Consider the following 18,310-nt stretch of genomic DNA (forward strand, 5'->3'; position numbering starts at 1 on the left):
AGATGAGAGCGCCCTAGAATCTAGTCAATTAATTGACTACTAGGAGTTGGCTCAGATGCATCCTTTCCGTGCGGCGGTCGAGAGTGGCGACACGCAGGCCATGGCCGACCTACTGGCCGATGACGTTGTCTTCACCAGCCCGGTCGCGTTCAAGCCCTACCCCGGCAAGACCATCACCGCCGCGATCCTGCGCGGCGTCATGCGCGTCTTCGAGGACTTCCGCTACATACGGGAGATCGCCGACCCGGACGGGCGCAACCATGCGCTGATCTTCGAGACCGTCGTGAGTGGTCGCACGATCACCGGCTGCGACTTCCTGCACGTCGACGACGAGGGCAAGATCGACGACTTCATGGTGATGGTCCGGCCGCTGTCGGGCGCCTCGGCGCTGGCCGAAGCGATGGGTGCGCAGTTCGAACGGATCCAGGCCGAGGCGGCGGAAGAGATCGCGGCAAACGCAGGCTGAGCGTCGCGCTGCCGATTGGGGTGCGTCAACGATCGATCGGCACCGCGACGGCGGCCCGTGCGGCAAGCACCCCGGCCGCCCGCCGGTACCACGCGGCGTTCTCGCGTTCGAACACGCTGCCGCGAAGGCCAGTCAGGTAGGGCCCGACTCGCCGACCCTCCGCGAGGAAGCGGTCCTCGGACATCTCCCCGCGGAGCTTGCGCAACAACCCCTCGATGAACTCGGCCTTGGCCAGGGACGCCTCGGCGCGCTGGTGCAGATGCTCGATGAGCGGTCCGGGGTCACCCACATCGCTGGCGTACACCCGAACCAGCAGCTCGTCTCGGATGAAGGTCGGCTTGGAGGTGTTGCCGACGAAGTCCTCGAGTTCGGCGCGACCCGCGTCGGTGATAGTGAAGATGCGCTTGTTGGGGCGTCGTTCCTGGATGACTTCACGGCCGACGATGAGCCCGCCGGTCTCGAGCCGGCCGAGTTCGGCATAGAGCTGCTGGGGGGTGGCAAACCAGTAACTCGCCACCGAGACATCGAAGTTCTTGGCCAACTGATAGCCCGTCGCGTCGGCGTCGAGCAACGCGGCCAGGACGGCATGGCGCAAGGACATGCGTGCCTCCGTTCGTCGAAATCCGTCGTCTTTAGTCAATAATATGACTATTCACCCCTTGATCCAATCGCGTGCGCGGCGTAGTTTCGCCCGCAGGCGGATGCCACACGGTCGAAAGGGTGAGTGATGAAATTCGGTCTGCAACTCGGTTACTGGGGCGCGCAGCCTCCCACCAACCACGGTCAACTCGTGGCAGCGGCCGAGGCGTCCGGTTTCGACAGCGTGTTCACCGCCGAGGCGTGGGGTTCGGATGCCTACACTCCCCTGGCCTGGTGGGGTTCGTCCACGCAGCGGGTTCGACTGGGAACGTCGGTATTGCAACTCTCGGCGCGCACGCCGACCGCCTGCGCGATGGCGGCACTGACGCTCGATCACCTCTCCGGCGGGCGTCACATCGTGGGCCTCGGGGTCTCCGGCCCGCAGGTCGTCGAAGGCTGGTACGGACAGCGCTTCGCCAAACCGCTCGCGCGCACCCGGGAGTACATCGACATCATGCGGCAGGTGTGGGCGCGCGAAGCGCCGGTCACCAGCGACGGACCCCATTACCCGCTGCCGTTGGGCGGACCCGAGGCCAGCGGACTCGGCAAACCCCTCAAGCCGATCACCCATCCCCGTCGCGCCGACATCCCGGTGATGCTCGGGGCCGAGGGACCCAAGAACATCGCGCTCGCCGCCGAGATCGCCGACGGGTGGCTGCCGCTCTTCTACACGCCGCGCATGGCCGACACCTACAACGAGTGGCTCGACGACGGATTCGCCCGCGCCGGCGCCCGCCGTTCGCGGGCCGACTTCGAGATCTGCGCGACCGCCCAGATCGTGATCACCGACGACAAGGCGGCCACGTACGCCGCCATCAAGCCGTTCCTCGCGCTGTACATGGGTGGCATGGGCAGTGAGGACACCAACTTTCACGCCGAGGTCTACCGTCGCATGGGCTACGGCGAGGTCGTCGACGAGGTCACCGCACTGTTCCGCAGCGACCGCAAAGACCAAGCGGCCCAGATCATCCCGGACGAGGTGGTGGACGACTCCGCAATCGTCGGCGACGCCGAACATGTGCGCACTCAGATCGGCGTGTGGGAGAAGGCGGGTGTGACCACGATGCTCGTCTCGCCCGGAAGCGTCGAGCAGGTCCAACAACTCGCCGCACTACTCGACTGACGGGGGTCGACTGACGGGGGTCGGCCGCGTAGATACAGCCGCACCGATCGTGCTGGACGGCTGTGCCTGTTGGATAGACTCGAATGGCCAGCGCAATCGCCTATGGCGCCGACGACGTGCATCGACTTCGGACCGAGTCCGTTGGGCTGTCGCCGGCGGTCGATTGCCGCAAACGTCGCCGGAGGTGTCGCCAGATGGGTCTGCTCAGTGCTCCGCTGTGGTTCGCAAATGTGGCCACGGGTGCCGCACTCATGGGTGGGGAGGCCGCGGTCAAGGCGGGGCGCACCGTGTCCCGATCTCTCGTCGACGCAGCGGGTGAACAAATCACCGGGCTGACCGACCTCGCCCGCGGCGCCACCGCGGTGGTGGGCGAGGCGCTGACCGCATCGCCGGCCCGACGAATGAGTTCCCGCGGCGAGGTGCGCTGGATCGAGGTGCGCGGCCTCGATGGTGACGACCCAGACGCGTTGGCGCGCGCAGTGATCGATGCGGTCGCCGACACTGCCGGAGTTCGCGATGTGGTGTTGAATCGGGCAACCGCTCGCATGGTCGTCGTGGTCGACCGGGGGGGCCCGAGTGCGCAAGCGCTGGGCACGATCCTCGACACCGCAGAGCACGGGGTGATCGCCGACCGGAGGCGGTTGCCGGCGACGCTCCCCGGTGACGACGCGGCCCTCGGCGCGCGACTGCTCAGTTCCACGGTGGCAACCGCCGGCCTGGTGGTCGGGACCACGGCGTCGCTTCTGGGCGCACCGGGATCATTCCGCTTCCTCGCCGCCCCGGTTTCTTTGTCGCACCACACACCGGCGATCCGAAACCGCGTCACCGAATTGTTGGGCCCCGAGGCGTCGGAGTTGGTCTTCGCGTTGATCGGTACGTCGGTCGGCGTACTGCGCGTCTCGCCGACCGGGTTGTTCGCCGACGCGACCACGCGCGCCATGCTTGCGGCCGAGGCAGTCAACGGGCGCCGAACGTGGAACCGATTGGAGCACAACCTCACTCGTCAGGCATTCAAGACCGCCGACGAGCCCGGGACGCGGCCGCGAACACGATCGCTGCACACCAGCGGTGTCAGCGACGGTTATGCGAACAAGGCAGCCGCGGTCGGTGTGGGTGCCGCCGCGCTCGTCGGCGTCATGTCGGGCAGCGCCGACATGGCCACCGACACCGTGCTGACGGCGATGCCGAAACCCGTTCGGAGCGTGCGTCAGTCGTTCGCGTGCGCACTGTCCCGAGGCCTGTCGGGCCGACACGGCGCACTCGTGATGCATCCGTCGGTGCTGCGGCACCTCGACACCGTGGACACGGTGCTGATCGACCCCCGCGTGCTCTACACCGACGAATTGACGGTCACGCAGATCAACGGACTGGACGGCGATTTCCGGGCGCGGGCGTGGGAAGCCGCACGCGCCGCACTCGACGACGGACTGTTGACTCCCGGCCTCCACCCACTCGACGAGATCCCCGGAGCAGGCGGAACCGGCACCGCGTTGGTCAGTCCACTCCGCGACCCGCTCTCCTCGGCGGTGGTCACCGAGGCCCGACGGGTGGGCGCGCGCATCGTCTCGCTCGACGACCCCGGACTGCGTTCTCTCGGACAGGGTTTCGACGAGCTTCTCCATGCCGCCGGACCCGTCGACGACGCCCTCCGCCGGGCGCTGGCCACTCTCCACGATCGAGGCGCGACGGTCGCTTTCGTCACCGGCGCCACCGATATGGCGACCGCCGATGCGGAGGTCGTGGTCGGGGTCTGGCACCGGGACGCGCCCCCACCTTGGGGTGCCGACATATTTGTCCCCGACCTGGGCGGTGTGTGGCGTTTCCTGCACGCCCTCCCGGTCGCCAAGACGGCGGCGAACAAGGGAGTCCAACTGTCGGTCTCGGGTTCGGTGATCGGCGCGATCATGCTGCTGCCCGACGTGGTGGGCAGCGGACCGGCGTCGGTCAATCTTGCTGCCGTAGGGGCGCTGTGGACCGGATTCCGCTTGGGTTCGGGAGTATTCGACGAGTCGCTGCCGATACCGGAGCTGGGCCACGATTGGCATGCACTTCCGGTGAGTGAGGTCGCCCGGCTGCTCCCGCGTCCCGCACCGGACCAACCGATTCAGGAACGGCTGAGCGGTCTCACCTCGGTGTCGGTGGTCAAACCGGTCACCAACCGTGTGGCGGCGGTCTGGCGGACGGCCTCAGAGTTCGTCGGAGCGATCCGTGGGGACCTCGACGATCCGATCACCCCGATCCTCGCCACCGGTGCGGCGGCCACCGCCCTCCTCGGCTCACCGCTCGACGCGGGCCTCGTCTTCGCGGTCCTGCTGCTCAACACCGCGATCTCCGCCGAGCAGGAACTCCACGCCGAGCGCATCCTCGACGAACTGCTGGCCGTCCAGGAACCGCTCGCCAGACGCCTCGTCGGCCCCGGAACCGGCGATCGCGAGGAACAGGTCCCGGCGAGTCGGCTGCGTCCGGGCGACCTCATCGCCGTCGGCCCCGGAGAGGTGGTCCCGGCGGACGGACGGATCGTCCGAGCCGACGCATTGGAAGTAGACGAATCCGCGTTGACCGGCGAGTCGTTGCCGGTGAGCAAGTCATCCGAGCCGACACCCGGTGCGCCACTTGCGGAACGGACGGGTTCGCTGTACGCGGGAACGGTCGTCATCGCGGGACGAGGCGTCGCCATCGTGACGTCGATCGGAGCCTCCACCCAGATGAGCCGTGCGACCGCGATGACCGCACGGAAGTCCCGCAAGGTCGGGTTGGCCGCCCAGCTGTCGAAGATCACCGGTCAGGCCTTGCCATGGAGCATCGCCGGGGGCGGCGCCGTCGGATTGCTCAGCCTGCTGCGCGGCACCCCGCTGCACGATGCCGTCGCAGGCGGCGTCGCCATCGCGGTTGCAGCGGTTCCCGAGGGATTGCCCTTGGTGACCACCCTCGCTCAGCTCGCCGCGGCACGGCAGCTCACCAGTTCACATGTGCTCATCCGCAATCCACAGGCGATCGAGGCATTCGCACGGCTGGACGTGGTGTGTTTCGACAAGACCGGGACGCTCAGTGAGAACAAGCTGCGGGTGCGTGAGGTCGGTTCGGTGGACGGCGTCGAGGACGACGCTGTGCTCGCGGCCGCGGTGCACACGATCCCGCCACCGAGAGGTGAGCATTCGGTGCACGCCACGGACGAAGCGATCCGGGTGGCCGGGCTCGACATCGGAGTGCAGACCGGTGGCACCGATGCGAATCTCCTCTTCCAGTCGGATCGTCCGTACGCGGCCGCGATCATCGGTACGACGTTGTCGATCAAGGGTGCACCCGAAGCGATCACCGCCGCGTTGCGTCCGGGTGAGGCGTCGTTGATCGAGGTCATCGACGAGATGACCGCCGCAGGACTTCGAGTGCTGGCGGTCGCCGAGCGCGAGCTGACCCCCGAGCAGGCACAGGCCGCTCGGGCCGATCCCGACGTGTTCACGCAACTCTGCTCGGAGGACCTCCGCGCCCTGGGGGCGGTCGGGATCGCCGACACGGCGCGGCCCACGTCTCGTGGCCTCATCGAAGAACTGCAGCGACGTGACATCGGTGTCCGCCTGATCACCGGTGACCACCCGGTGACCGCGATGGTGATCGCGCGAGACCTCGGGATGGCGCTGAAACCCGACGAGGTCATGACCGGAACCGCGTGGGAGGCCCTCACCAGCGATGGGCAGATCGCTGCGGTACAGCGTTACCGAGTGTTCGCGCGGATGGCCCCCGAACACAAGGTTCAGGTGGTGCAGGCGCTCGAGGCTGCCGACCTGGTGACTGCGATGGTCGGTGACGGCGCCAACGACGCCGCAGCGATCCGGGCGGCCACCGTCGGGGTCGGCATCGTCTCGAGCGGCAGCGACCCGGCCCGCACCGCGGCCGACGTCTTGCTACTCGACGGCCAGATCGGCGCCTTCATCGACGCGATCGATGAAGGGCACCAGCTGTGGCGTCGGGTCCAGGCCGCGGTGTCGATGCTGGTGGGACACAATCTCGGTGAGGTCAGCTTTGCGCTGATCACCAGTACGGTGACGGGCAAGCCCGCCATGTCGGCGCGTCAGATCCTGCTCATCAACATGCTCACCGATGCGCTGCCGGCAGCGGCTCTCGCGGTGAGCCCCCAGGTCGGCGACGGTCTCGCGGACTTCGACGAGGCAGCGCTCTGGCGGGCCATCTACACTCACGGCGCGTCGACGGCGGTCGGTGCCACGCTCTCGTGGCTGCTCGCACGACCGGGCGGGACGCCGCAGCGGGCAGCCACCGTCGGCTTGGCCGGCCTGGTGCTCACCCAGTTGACCCAGATCGTCGACGAATCGCACGGCAAGCTGGTCGTGATGACCAGCGTGGGCACGTTCATCCTGATGGCGGGCGTGATCACGACCCCGGGTCTGAGCTCCCTGTTCGGGTGCACGCCCCTCGGGCCGGTCGGATGGGGTCAGGCGCTCACCGGAGCGGGCGCCGCCATGGTGGTGTCCAAGATCGCCCCGGACGTCCTCGAACGGATGGGGCAGCAGGCGCGTAGTCGCGCAGAGTCACTCGTCGTCGATGACGAGGACACCGGCGCGAACGAGCAGCGCGTAAACTTCGCGGATCGGCGGCGTGAGCACACGAACGCCGGCGGCGAGCAACGTGTCCGGGCCGATGGCACGGCCGATCTCGGTCATGCAGGACAGCCTAACCGAACAAGCGGTGGAAGTCAGTACCCCGTGCCCGAATGGAGAGAAGATTTGTTGGAAGCGACGCGGTCGTTCGTCGACTCACACCGCGACGTCTCGAAGTTGGTCGCCGAGGCGGAACGCTTCGCTGTGCAGGTGCCGGTCCTCGGACGGATCTCTGTGCCCTCCCCCGACCAGCTTGCGTTCTACGGTGCGCTCGGTCTACTGGCGGTGCTCGAGGTGATCGATTGGCCGGTGGCACTCGCGGTCGGCGTCGGGCATGCGGCAACGACGCGCCATCTCGAACAGCGCGTCGAAGAGGCCGAAGCCGAGGTCGAAGAAGTGGCCGCCGAGGTGGAAGAGGTTGTCGCACAACTTCCCCCGGGTGCGCTGAAACAATTGACCGCAACGCGTGTCGAGACGGTGGCGGCGACGAAGGCACCGGCAAAGAAGGCTGCAGCGAAGAAGGTTGCAGTGAAGAAGGTTGCGGCCAAGAAGTCTCCCGCAAAGAAGGCAGCCGCCAAGGCACCGGCCAAGAAGGCAGCACCGGCCAAGGCGGCCGCCAAGAAGGCGGCAGCGAAGAAGGCGGCAGCGAAGAAGGCGGTGCCGGCGAAAACCGCTGCAAGGAAGGCACCGGCAAAGAAGGCTGCTGCAACAAAGGCTGGGGCGCAGAAGGCAACCGTCGCCAAGAAGACCGTCGCGAAGAAGGCGCCGGCCAAGAAAGCGGCAAGGTCGACCACGCACAGCAACGTTGCGGAGAACTGATCCCAAGATCTGGGTGACTACCCCGCTGAGCTGGGCAGATACCCTCGCGCTCTGCCCGCAGAATCTAGGGGAAGAACTTCTTCCCCGGGGTTCGTAGTCGTCCGCTAGGAATTTCGCGGGGAGGACTCGAAGGGTAGGGGAAGAGTTTCTTCCCCTACTTTTTGCGGGCGTCCGTCGGACCGGTCAACGAATTTCGATGCACGGTCAACGATTTTGGGCGCACGGTCAACGGGTCAGGCGGGGACGTAGGCCGTCCGTCGTCGGATGTCGATGGGGAGTCCGTCGGCGGGTGTGGGGCCGGTGCCGTAGGTCAGTTCGAGTCGGTAGTCGGCGGGCACCGTCCACTCGAAGCGCTGCAGCATCTGGTGCATGATCGACTTCACTTCCATGCCACCGAAATAGAGGCCGATGCACTTGTGTGCGCCGCCGCCGAAGGGTGCCCACGCGAACCGGTGGACCTTGTCCTCACGACGGTCGTCGGCGAATCGCTCGGGATCCCAGTGCGTCGGGTTCGGCCACCATTCCTTGCGCAGCATCGTGGTCCACGGATGAATGCCGATCATGGTGCCGGCTGGTATGTAGTGACCCAGAATGTCGGTGTCCTGGATGGCTTTTCGGAACAACATGCCGACCGGAGCGTTGATGCGGAGCGTCTCCTTGAAGGCAAGGTCGAGGCTGGGCAGCTTGTCGATGTCGTCGTAGTCGAGGGTCGGCTTGTCCAGGGCCAGCGATTCGGCGCGCAGCCGTTCCTGCCACTCCGGGTAGCGACCGAGGAAATACGCGAGCATCGACAACGCGATGGTGCTGGTGTCGTGGGCGGCCATCATGACGAAGATCATGTGGTTCACCACGTCCTCGTCGCTGAAGGTGTCGCCCTCGGGACTTTCGCTGTGGCACAGGACGCTGAACAGATCGTCGCCGTCGCCGGCTCGCTTGGAGGCGATCTCCGACCGGAAGTAGCGCTGCAGCGCCTCTCGCCCGCGCAATCCACGTGTCCAGGTGCCGAACTTCTTGGTGTCGAAGCGGACGAGGCCCTGTCCGCCACGAACCGCGGCTTCGAAGGAGTCCTCGAGAGCGTGCGCCTCGGTCTCGTTCAGTGACGCGCCCATGAACACCTCGGTCGCCAGCGACAGGGTCAAGTCCTTTGTACGGGAGTACATCGGAAAGCCGTCTTCGATGGGCCAATTGGCGAGGGTCTTCTCGATGTGCGGGGTCATCATGCCCAGGTAGCCCTTGAGTCGGGCGGGCGTGAACGCCTGCTGCATGATGCGGCGGTGATACATGTGGTCCGGTGCATCCATCAGCATGATTCCGCGATGGAAGAACGGGCCGATCATCGGCTCCCATCCCTCCTCGCTCGAGAAGGCCTTCTCGCGGTTCATCCACGCGCATTCGATCGCGTCGGGTCCCACCAGATTCACCACGTTCATGCCGATCGAACCGGACCACGTCACGGGTCCGAAGCGTTCGAAACGGTCCATCGAACTCTTCAGCGGATCGGCCAACGCCTCCAGCGTGTTGCCGATCAACGGCAGCCCGGCCGTACCCATCACCGGCTTGAGGCCAGAACCGGCCGGCGGCTCCGCGAGCGGTCGCGGCGGACTCGGGTAGGCCTTGTTGATTCGCGCCAGCGTGTTCTGGAAAAGCTTCTTCGTATCTGCCACGTCGTACTCCCGCCCGTCCGATCGCGCGGCGGCACCACCCGCGATGACACGAATTCGTTGAACTGTTTCAAGCGTGAGTGTAGGACGCAGAATTCGACCGCGTCATCGATTCGCGGAGATCGGTCGGAGGATTGTCAGGCGACGTGTTCGAGTTCGCGCTGCGGCGCGACGTCACGCGGCAGACGCGCTGCGACCGCGCCCAACGCGACGAGGACAGCGAGTCCCCAGATGAGGTACGTCGATCCGATGAGGTGCTGCCACCACGTCCAGGTCAGCTCGACCTCGTAGCGGTTGGGTACGCGCTGGTGGGGCACGATGAGGAAGATCGCGACGCCTGCGACGACGAGGAACCACCACGCGACGGCCCCTGGCAGGACGGTTCGGATGCCCCAGACGGTCATTGCCATCATCAGCGGGGCAACCCACACCCAGTGCTGATCCCACGACAGCGGAGAACAGAACAACGCCGACATCGCGACCACGAGGAGCGCGCCGACCTCGGTTCCCGCTCGCATGAGTTGCCACGCCACCCACGCGATGAACAGGCCCACGATGAGCGCGAGGAGGAACCAGACGGCGCGTGAGTCGATGCCGAGGCGTTGCAGCTCGCCGTTGATCGACTGGTTGTTGGCAAAGATGGGGCTGCCGATGCGGTCGGTGTCGATCAGTGACTCCGTCCAGTACTGGACCGAATCCTTGGGCGCCAGCAGATAGCCGATGCCGTGGAACGCGAGCGCCGACACGACGCTGACGACAGCCGCGCGCCAATCCCGGCGGAGGACGAAGAAGAGCAGGAAGACGAAGGGGGTCAGCTTGATCGCGATCGCGAGGCCCACGAGAAGACCCCGCCACCAGCGACCGCGTCCGACCAGCGCGTCGATCACCACCAGTGCCATGAGCAGAATGTTGACTTGGCCGAAAGTCAGTGTGTCGCGCACCGGGCCCAACCACAGCGCGACCGCCGCGAACGGCAAGACCAGCCAGGTGATCTCCGCGGCGGTCCGGTCGAGGATTCGCGACATCACGAGCCGCATCACGATGAACAGCAGGCCGATCGAGATCGCGGTGAAGATGGCCGAACCCACCCAGACCGGCACGATCGTAAAGACCGTGAACAGCACCGCCGCGATCGGCGGGTAGGTGAACGGCAGGTAGGCGCCTTGCGACAGCTGCGGCAGTTGGTCGTATAGCCGTCCGCCGTCGAGGAAGTACTGCGCGCCCGTGCGGTAGACGTCGAAGTCGATGCGATACGGCGTCATCGGCTGGTTCGGGAAGACGAAGATGAACAGGAACGCGCCGATGGCGAACGCGACCAGCGCGACCCACCGCGCGGGCGCCGAACGCAGATAGCTGTTCGCCAGTGCCGTCACGACCGACCTCTCTTCCGAGTCGGGATCGTATCGCGCAGACCCGACGGTACCGGGGGCAGGTACTCCGACGTGCCTGGTGGGCGACCTTCGGGCGTGTCGAGGGTCACCTCGCGGCGGCGAGATCCACGTACTCGGCGAGGTGCTCGCCGGTGAGGGTCGACCGATCCGCGACGATGTCGGCGGGCGTGCCCTCGAAGACGATCCGGCCGCCGTCGTGGCCGGCGCCCGGTCCGAGGTCGATGACCCAGTCGGCGTGCGCCATCACTGCTTGATGGTGCTCGATCACGATGACGGACTTACCGGAGTCGACGAGGCGGTCGAGGAGCCCGAGCAGTTGTTCGACGTCGGCCAGGTGCAGTCCGGTCGTCGGTTCGTCGAGGACGTAGACCTCGCCCTTCTCCCCCATCTGTGCGGCCAGCTTGAGGCGCTGCCGCTCACCACCGGACAGGGTCGTCAGCGGCTGACCGACCTTCAGGTAGCCCAGGCCGACGTCGGATAACCGCACAAGGATCTTGTGGGCGGCCGGGATCCGGGCATCGCCGTCACCGAAGAACTCGGTTGCCTGCGCCACCGACATCTCGAGGACCTCGCTGATGTCGCGACCGCCGAGCTTGTAGTCGAGGACCTCGGCCTGGAACCGCTTGCCGTCGCACACCTCGCACACGGTGGCCACCCCGGCCATCATCGCCAGGTCGGAGTAGACGACTCCCGCGCCGTTGCAGTTCGGGCAGGCGCCCTCGGAGTTGGCACTGAACAGTGCGGGTTTGACGCCGTTGGCCTTGGCGAACGCCTTGCGGATGGGTTCGAGGAGACCGGTGTAGGTCGCCGGGTTGCTGCGTCGGGACCCCTTGATCGCGGTCTGGTCGATCGACACCACACCTTCTTCGCGGGTCACCGAACCCTCGATGAGCGAGCTCTTGCCGGACCCGGCAACGCCGGTGACCACCACGAGAACACCGAGCGGGATGTCGACGTCGACGCCCTGCAGGTTGTGGGTGTTTGCCCCGCGGATCGGCAACGTGCCCGAAGGCTCGCGCACCGACTCCTTGAGGCGCGCGCGGTCGTCGAGGTGGTGTCCGGTGAGCGTGTCGCTGGCGCGCAGACCGTCGACAGTGCCCTCGAACATCACCTCGCCGCCGTCCGTGCCCGCGTGCGGACCCAGGTCGACGACGTGGTCGGCGATGGTGATGACCTCCGGCTTGTGCTCGACCACGAGCACCGTGTTGCCCTTGTCGCGCAGTGCCAGCAACAGCTCGTTCATCCGGGTGATGTCGTGCGGATGCAGACCGATCGACGGTTCGTCGAAGACGTAGGTGACGTCGGTCAGCGATGACCCGAGATGGCGGATCAGCTTGGTGCGCTGGGCTTCTCCCCCGGACAGTGTGCCGGCCGGACGTTCGAGGGACAGATATCCCAGACCGATGTCGACGAAGGAGTCGAGGGTGGCCTGCAGGGTCTCGATGAGCGGTGCGGCGGACGGCTCGTCGAGGCCGCGTACCCATTCGGCGAGGTCGCTGATCTGCATCGCGCACACGTCGGCAATGCTGACACCCCCGATCTTCGACGACCGCGCCTCGGCGGACAGCCGACTGCCGTCGCATTCGGGACAGGTCGCGAACGTGATCGCCCGGTCGACGAAGGCCCGGATGTGCGGCTGCATGGCGTCGCGATCCTTGGACAGGAACGACTTCTGAATCCGCGGGATCAGCCCCTCATAGGTGACGTTGATGCCCTCGACCTTGATCTTGGTCGGTTCCTTGTAGAGCAGATCGTTCAACTGCTTCTTGGTGAACTTGGCGATCGGCTTGTCCGCGTCGAAGAAGCCACACCCCCGGAAGATCCGCCCGTACCAGCCTTCCATGCTGTAGCCGGGGATGGTGAGAGCGCCCTCGTTGAGCGACTTTTCGGCGTCGTACAGTGCGGTCAAATCGAAGTCGGAGACCTCACCCCGGCCCTCGCACCGGGGACACATTCCGCCGGTGATGCTGAAACTGCGGCGTTCCTTGACCTTCTGGCCGGCGCGTTCGATGGTGACGGCCCCGGCTCCGCTGATGGATGCGACGTTGAAGGAAAACGCCTGCGGGGATCCGATGTGCGGTTTTCCGAGGCGGCTGAACAGGATTCGGAGAAGTGCGTTGGCATCGGTGGCGGTGCCCACGGTAGACCGCACATTGGCGCCCATCCGTTCCTGGTCGACGATGATGGCGGTGGTGAGACCTTCGAGGACGTCGACGTCGGGCCGCGACTGGCTGGGCATGAAACCCTGGACGAAGGCGCTGTAGGTTTCGTTGATCATCCGCTGGGATTCGGCGGCGATCGTGGCGAACACCAGGGAACTCTTGCCCGAACCGGAAACCCCGGTGAACACGGTGAGCCGACGCTTGGGCAGTTCGACACTCACATTCTTCAGATTGTTCTCCCGGGCGCCGTGCACCCGGATCCGATCATGCGAGTCTGCGACGTGGTCGCTCTGTGCCACAGCGGATTTGGAAGTTCTTGCAGGCATGTGTCGATGGTCCTGTCGGGTCTGCGGAACGGTGGGCTTCAGGGGCGCTGCTGGATGCGGATCATGTTGCCGGCCGGGTCACGAAAGGCGCAGTCGCGAACACCGTAGTCCTGGTCGGTGGGCTCCTGTACCACCTCGGCCTCGCGGGCCGCGATGCGTTCGAAGGCGGCGTCGACGTCGGCGCTGGCAAGGAGCAGACTGCCGTAGGTGCCCTTGGCCATCATCTCGGCGATGACGCGCTGCTCGTCGTCGCCGATACCGGGAGTCGCGGTCGGCGGATACAGGACGATCGAGGTGTCCGGCTGGTCGGGCGGTCCGACGGTGATCCACCGTAAATCGTTGTAGCCGACGTCCATTCGGATCTCGAAACCGAGTGTGTCGCGGTAGAAGGCGATCGCGGCCTCTGGGTCGTTCTGTGGGAGGAAACTGGCGTGAATGGTGATGTCCATGTCTGCCACGCTAGCGACCGGGGAGATTCGACGCTTCTCGATTCCTGATCGGTCTGCCGACCTGCTTGGCCACGCACCCGGGCAGGTCTCCGACGCCCGTGGTGTGCTCGCGGCGATACGTGCTGGGCGACATGCCGACCAGTTCGGTGAACCGCGTACTGAAGGTGCCCAGCGACGAGCAGCCGACGGCGAAACACACCTCCGTGACGGTCATGTCGTCGCGCCGCAGCAGCACCATGGCCCGTTCGATCCGCCGCGTCATCAGATACGAGTACGGGGACTCGCCGTAGGCGGCACGGAACAGACGACTGAGGTGTCCGGCCGACATGTGTACGCCGCGCGCAAGGGCTTCGACATCGAGGGGCTGCTCGTAGTCGCGGTCGATCCGATCACGGACCCGGCGCATCGCCGTGAGATCGCGGAGACGTTGCTGCGAGCCGGTGCTGGTCACAATTTCGATCGTGCCATGCGATCGGGGGCTTCGGAACAGGTGCGCTCACAGGTCGAGCGCCGCGGCGACATCGCGCCGAAGGGTCGCGAGCCGATTATGGGCCGCGGCAAGCGGAATCGGCGCGGCAGCGTCGTCGCAGGGCCGCACGACCTCGAGATAGCACTTCAACTTCGGCTCGGTGCCCGACGGGCGAATGATCACACGATCGTCGTCTGCGGTGTGAAAGACGAGCCCATCGGTAGGCGGTAACGAACCGCCGTCTGCCAGATCCACCACCTCGGTGACCGCTGATCCGGCGAGTCGGTCGATGCCGTCGCGCCGGAGCCTGCGCATCACCTCGGTGATGGTGTCGGTGTTCTCCACTCGAAAACTCAACTGCCCGGTGGCATGCACACCGTGTCGGCGGGCGAGATCGTCGAGGAGGTCGTCGAGGGCGCGCCCGCCGGCGGCCGCAGTCTCCACGAGCGTGAGGACACGGATCATCGTGCTGATCCCGTCCTTGTCTCGCACCGCGTCCGGGTCGGTGCAGTACCCGATGGCCTCCTCGTACCCGAACCGCAGGCCGGGCGTACGGGCGATCCACTTGAAGCCGGTCAGCGTAACCGCGTGGCGCAAGCCGTGGGACTCGGCGATGTGCGCAAGCAGGCGGCTCGAGACGATCGAGCAGGCCAGAGTGTCTCCGGCTCGGTCGGGATCGGTGGCCGCTTGCTCGGCGAGCAGCGCACCGACCTCGTCGCCGGACAACTGCCGCCATCGGCCGTCTCGACCGGGAATCGCGACCGCGCAGCGATCCGCGTCCGGATCCAGCGCGACAACCACATCGGCGACGGTCTTGCGGGCCAGGGCGATGGCGGCGTCGAGCGCGCCGGGCTCTTCCGGATTCGGGAAGGCGACGGTTGGGAAGTCGGCGTCGGGATTGAACTGCGTGACAACCCGGTGGACATCGGCGATACCCGCCTTCGTCAGAACCCGGGTGGCGATCTCTCCCCCGACGCCGTGCAGGGGTGTCAGCACCACACGCACCGGTGAGGGTGCGATCGCGGATCGCAGGCTGGCGACGCGGTCGATGTATGCGTCGACCACGTCATCGGCTACCTGCGTTCTCGACGCGGCGTCGCTCATGGGCACCTTGTCGGCAGGCGGCGCGGCGTGGATGTGTCGCGCGATGTCGGCGTCGGCGGGCGAAACGATCTGGACCCCGCGGCCGGCGGCGTCGGCCGCCCGCCCACCGAGGTACACCTTGTAGCCGTTGTCGGCGGCGGGATTGTGCGATGCGGTGATCATGATCCCCGCGTCGCAGTTCAACGCTCTGGTCGCGTACGCGACCACCGGCGTGGGCAACCGCGGTGGTAGTGCGATGACGTCCACACCGGCGGCATCGAGCACGCCGAGCGCCGCATTCCGGAAATCGGCCGAGCCGTGGCGCGCGTCGCAGCCGACCACCACGCGGGCGTCGTCTCCGGCCACGTCGCGCAGGTAGCTCACCAAGCCCGCCGTCGTCCGCACGATCACCGCCACATTCATCCGGGATTCACCTGCGCCGACGGCCCCGCGCAGTCCGGCCGTGCCGAACTCCAGGGGGCCGGAGAAGCGGTCGGCGAGGTCGGCGGCAGCGTCTGCGTGTCCACGAGTCGCCGCGTCGATCACAGTCGCGAGTTCGGCCCGCGTGGCGGGATCGGGATCGTGTGCCAACCATTGCTGCGCGCGTTCGACGACGCCATTCACCGAATGAATCCTCTCGTCAGCCAGATCGACCCGCCGACCGTATCAATGCCCGCAGACGCCCGCGCATTCAGTGAACAGATGTACACTCAGAAGTATGTCGCAGCTGCGCAAGGATGCCCGCCGGGCCGAGGTACGGGCCGTCGGCCGTCTCGGCTTCACCGAACTGGGCCGAGCCACCCGGGGAATCGCTGCGGTCCATCGCTTGGTATCCGACGGAGTCTTCTCGGGATTCGCGCGAACACCGCTGCGCGCGTGGACGCAGCCGTCGCATCGAGCTCACGACGCGGTGGCGGGCGGTGTGTACACCGCAGTCGCGAGCAGCCTCGAGGTCGCCGCCGACATCGCCGGCGGACTGCTCGACACACCCGGGCGGGCGCCGTCGGCCACACCTCGCGGTGCGGCGATGATCGGCGTGTTGAACGGACTGATCGGTGACGAACTCGAAGCTGCGGGATCTCCGCTCGCCCCGGGCATGGATGTACGCGTCCACGGCGAGCCGGTCGCGGTGTCGACGGATGCGCTGGTGCGAGCGTTTCCGGACCCCACCGGCCACCTCGTCGTCTTCCTCCACGGGCTCATGGAGACCGAGCATGCGTGGCGCCGCGAGGCCCGCGCCACCTATGGCCGACGACTCCAGAGCGACCTGGGCGCGACACCGATCTTCGTGCGGTACAACACCGGTCGGCACATCAGCGACAACGGACGCGACCTCTCGGAGTTGTTGAATCGGCTCGTGCTGTTGTGGCCGACCCCGGTCACCACCTTGACGCTGGTCGGTCATTCCATGGGCGGGCTCGTGATTCGCAGTGCGTGCCACGCCGCGAGTGAGTCGGGCGCGTACTGGCCCGAGGTACTTCGGCACACCGTGAGCCTCGGGACGCCGCATCACGGAGCACCACTGGCGCGCGGTGTGCATGCTGCCACCGCAGCGCTGCGTTCGGTGCCGGTGACGCGTCCGTTCGGCGAGTTGCTCCGCCGACGGAGTGTCGGCGTGCGAGATCTGTTTCACGGCAACCTCATCGACGACGACTGGCGATGGGCGGAGCCCGATGTACTGCGGCAGGCACCCGGCGCCGACATACCGTTGGCGCCCGGCGTACGGCACCTCTATGTGACGGCTTCGGTGACGCGTGATCCTCGACATCCGGTGGGCCGAGTCATCGGTGACGGGTTGGTGCTGATCCCGAGCGGGCGTGGCGAAAGCCGCACCAGGCGTAGGGGATTTCGCGTCGACGACGGACTCCATGTGGGCGGTGCGCATCATTTCACGCTGCTCAACAACGAATCGATCTACCGCTGGATGCGTGCGCAACTGGCACCGCGGCCGCAATTGCCGGTGGGGAGAACCGCCTGAGAAGATGACGCCGTGGAACGGGTGGATTGCCTTGTCGTCGGAGCCGGCGTCGTCGGACTCGCCATTGCGCGCAGGCTCGCTCAGTCCGGGCTCGAGGTGGTGGTGGTCGAGGCCGCCGACGACGTCGGAACGGGTACGAGCGCACGCAATTCGGAAGTGATCCACGCGGGGATCTACTACCCCGCCGAGAGCCGCAAGGCTCGACTCTGCGTCCGCGGACGCGAGTTGCTCTACCGGTACTGCGCCGACCGGGATGTGCCCTACCGGCGGGTAGGCAAGCTGATCGTGGCCGCGACGCCGGACCAGATTCCGGCGCTCGACAGTGTTCGTCGTCGGGGCGTCGACAACGGGGTCCACGACTTGCGACAGATCGACGTGGCCGAGTTGCGCGACCTCGAACCAGCGGTGTCGGGGGCGGGCGCGTTGCTCTCCGGATCGACCGGCATCGTCGACAGCGCCGGTCTGGTGCACGCATTGCGACGCGACCTCGAGGACGCCGGCGGCGCGGTCGCCTTGCGGACCCGGTTTCTGCGCGGTTCGGTGGCCGGGTTCCGGATCACCGTCGAATTGTCTGGGACGCAACAGGTGTCGTGCGGCATGGTGATCAACAGCGCCGGACTGGGCGCCTGGGACGTGGCACGCTCACTGTCCGGTGCGCAACTACCGATCCCACCGAGATATCTGGCCAAGGGGAACTACTTCCGGCTCGAATCGGGTCGCGCGCCGTTCTCACATCTCGTGTACCCGCTGCCCGTCGACGGCGGACTCGGTGTGCACTACACGCTCGACCTCGGGGGTACCGGGCGGTTCGGTCCCGACGTCGAATGGACCGACGCGGTCGACTATGTCGTCGACGACACGCGCGCACGCGCGTTCGAGGATGCGATCATCCGGTATTGGCCTGCGCTGCCCCGCGATTCGCTGACACCCGATTACGCGGGCGTTCGACCCAAGATCAGCGGGCCCGGTGAACCCACCGCGGATTTTCTCGTCCAGGGTCCGCGCACGCACGGCGTCGAGGGTCTGGTGAATCTGTTCGGTATCGAGTCACCAGGCCTGACGTCCTGCCTCGCCCTCGCCGACGACGTCGCAGACGAGTTGACCGCCTCCTGACGTGATCCGGCGGTAGGG

At 66.7% G+C, this 18,310-nt stretch carries 12 protein-coding genes; 5 read left to right on the forward strand and 7 right to left on the reverse strand.

Going from position 1 to position 18,310, the window contains the following annotated elements; translation table 11 throughout:
- Nucleotides 1-55: 55 nt before the first annotated feature.
- Nucleotides 56-466, forward strand: coding sequence for a nuclear transport factor 2 family protein (locus ACWDTF_RS12095; protein ID WP_355273333.1), 411 nt, complete (start codon nt 56-58; stop codon nt 464-466).
- 25 nt (nt 467-491) lie between these two features.
- Here ACWDTF_RS12095 and ACWDTF_RS12100 read toward each other — a convergent pair whose 3' ends face one another.
- Nucleotides 492-1,067 (reverse strand): PadR family transcriptional regulator, encoded by a 576-nt coding sequence (locus tag ACWDTF_RS12100; protein ID WP_240857254.1) that lies wholly within the window; start codon nt 1,065-1,067, stop codon nt 492-494.
- 126 nt (nt 1,068-1,193) lie between these two features.
- On the opposite strand from ACWDTF_RS12100, the gene ACWDTF_RS12105 reads away from it, so the two are divergent.
- A complete protein-coding gene (locus ACWDTF_RS12105; protein WP_355273330.1) occupies nt 1,194-2,228 on the forward strand; it encodes an LLM class F420-dependent oxidoreductase in 1,035 nt (344 codons plus the stop codon).
- A gap of 83 nt (nt 2,229-2,311) precedes the next feature.
- Nucleotides 2,312-7,660 carry a cation-translocating P-type ATPase gene (locus tag ACWDTF_RS12110; RefSeq protein ID WP_355273327.1) on the forward strand — a complete coding sequence of 1,783 codons (5,349 nt, stop codon included), beginning with the start codon at nt 2,312-2,314 and terminating at the stop codon, nt 7,658-7,660.
- 233 nt (nt 7,661-7,893) lie between these two features.
- Here the strand turns inward: ACWDTF_RS12110 and ACWDTF_RS12115 are convergent, their stop codons facing one another.
- The 6 genes from ACWDTF_RS12115 to ACWDTF_RS12140 form a co-directional block, all read right to left on the reverse strand.
- Nucleotides 7,894-9,324 (reverse strand): cytochrome P450, encoded by a 1,431-nt coding sequence (locus ACWDTF_RS12115; protein ID WP_240857257.1) that lies wholly within the window; start codon nt 9,322-9,324, stop codon nt 7,894-7,896.
- A gap of 134 nt (nt 9,325-9,458) precedes the next feature.
- Complete coding sequence (locus ACWDTF_RS12120; RefSeq protein ID WP_240857258.1) at nt 9,459-10,694, reverse strand: glycosyltransferase 87 family protein; 1,236 nt, start codon at nt 10,692-10,694, stop codon at nt 9,459-9,461.
- A gap of 103 nt (nt 10,695-10,797) precedes the next feature.
- Nucleotides 10,798-13,200 carry an excinuclease ABC subunit UvrA gene (locus ACWDTF_RS12125; protein ID WP_355273322.1) on the reverse strand — a complete coding sequence of 801 codons (2,403 nt, stop codon included), beginning with the start codon at nt 13,198-13,200 and terminating at the stop codon, nt 10,798-10,800.
- A 38-nt stretch (nt 13,201-13,238) separates the two neighbouring features.
- Nucleotides 13,239-13,649 carry a VOC family protein gene (locus ACWDTF_RS12130; RefSeq protein ID WP_240857260.1) on the reverse strand — a complete coding sequence of 137 codons (411 nt, stop codon included), beginning with the start codon at nt 13,647-13,649 and terminating at the stop codon, nt 13,239-13,241.
- A gap of 10 nt (nt 13,650-13,659) precedes the next feature.
- Nucleotides 13,660-14,055 carry a helix-turn-helix transcriptional regulator gene (locus ACWDTF_RS12135; RefSeq protein ID WP_240857336.1) on the reverse strand — a complete coding sequence of 132 codons (396 nt, stop codon included), beginning with the start codon at nt 14,053-14,055 and terminating at the stop codon, nt 13,660-13,662.
- 90 nt (nt 14,056-14,145) lie between these two features.
- A complete protein-coding gene (locus tag ACWDTF_RS12140) occupies nt 14,146-15,825 on the reverse strand; it encodes a phospho-sugar mutase (RefSeq protein ID WP_355273319.1) in 1,680 nt (559 codons plus the stop codon).
- A gap of 94 nt (nt 15,826-15,919) precedes the next feature.
- On the opposite strand from ACWDTF_RS12140, the gene ACWDTF_RS12145 reads away from it, so the two are divergent.
- Together ACWDTF_RS12145 and ACWDTF_RS12150 are read left to right on the forward strand one after the other, a co-directional pair.
- Complete coding sequence (locus tag ACWDTF_RS12145; protein WP_355273316.1) at nt 15,920-17,179, forward strand: esterase/lipase family protein; 1,260 nt, start codon at nt 15,920-15,922, stop codon at nt 17,177-17,179.
- 12 nt (nt 17,180-17,191) lie between these two features.
- A complete protein-coding gene (locus ACWDTF_RS12150; RefSeq protein ID WP_355273313.1) occupies nt 17,192-18,292 on the forward strand; it encodes an NAD(P)/FAD-dependent oxidoreductase in 1,101 nt (366 codons plus the stop codon).
- The last annotated feature ends 18 nt before the right edge of the window (nt 18,293-18,310 follow it).

The organism is Gordonia sp. NPDC003422 (assembly GCF_053588675.1).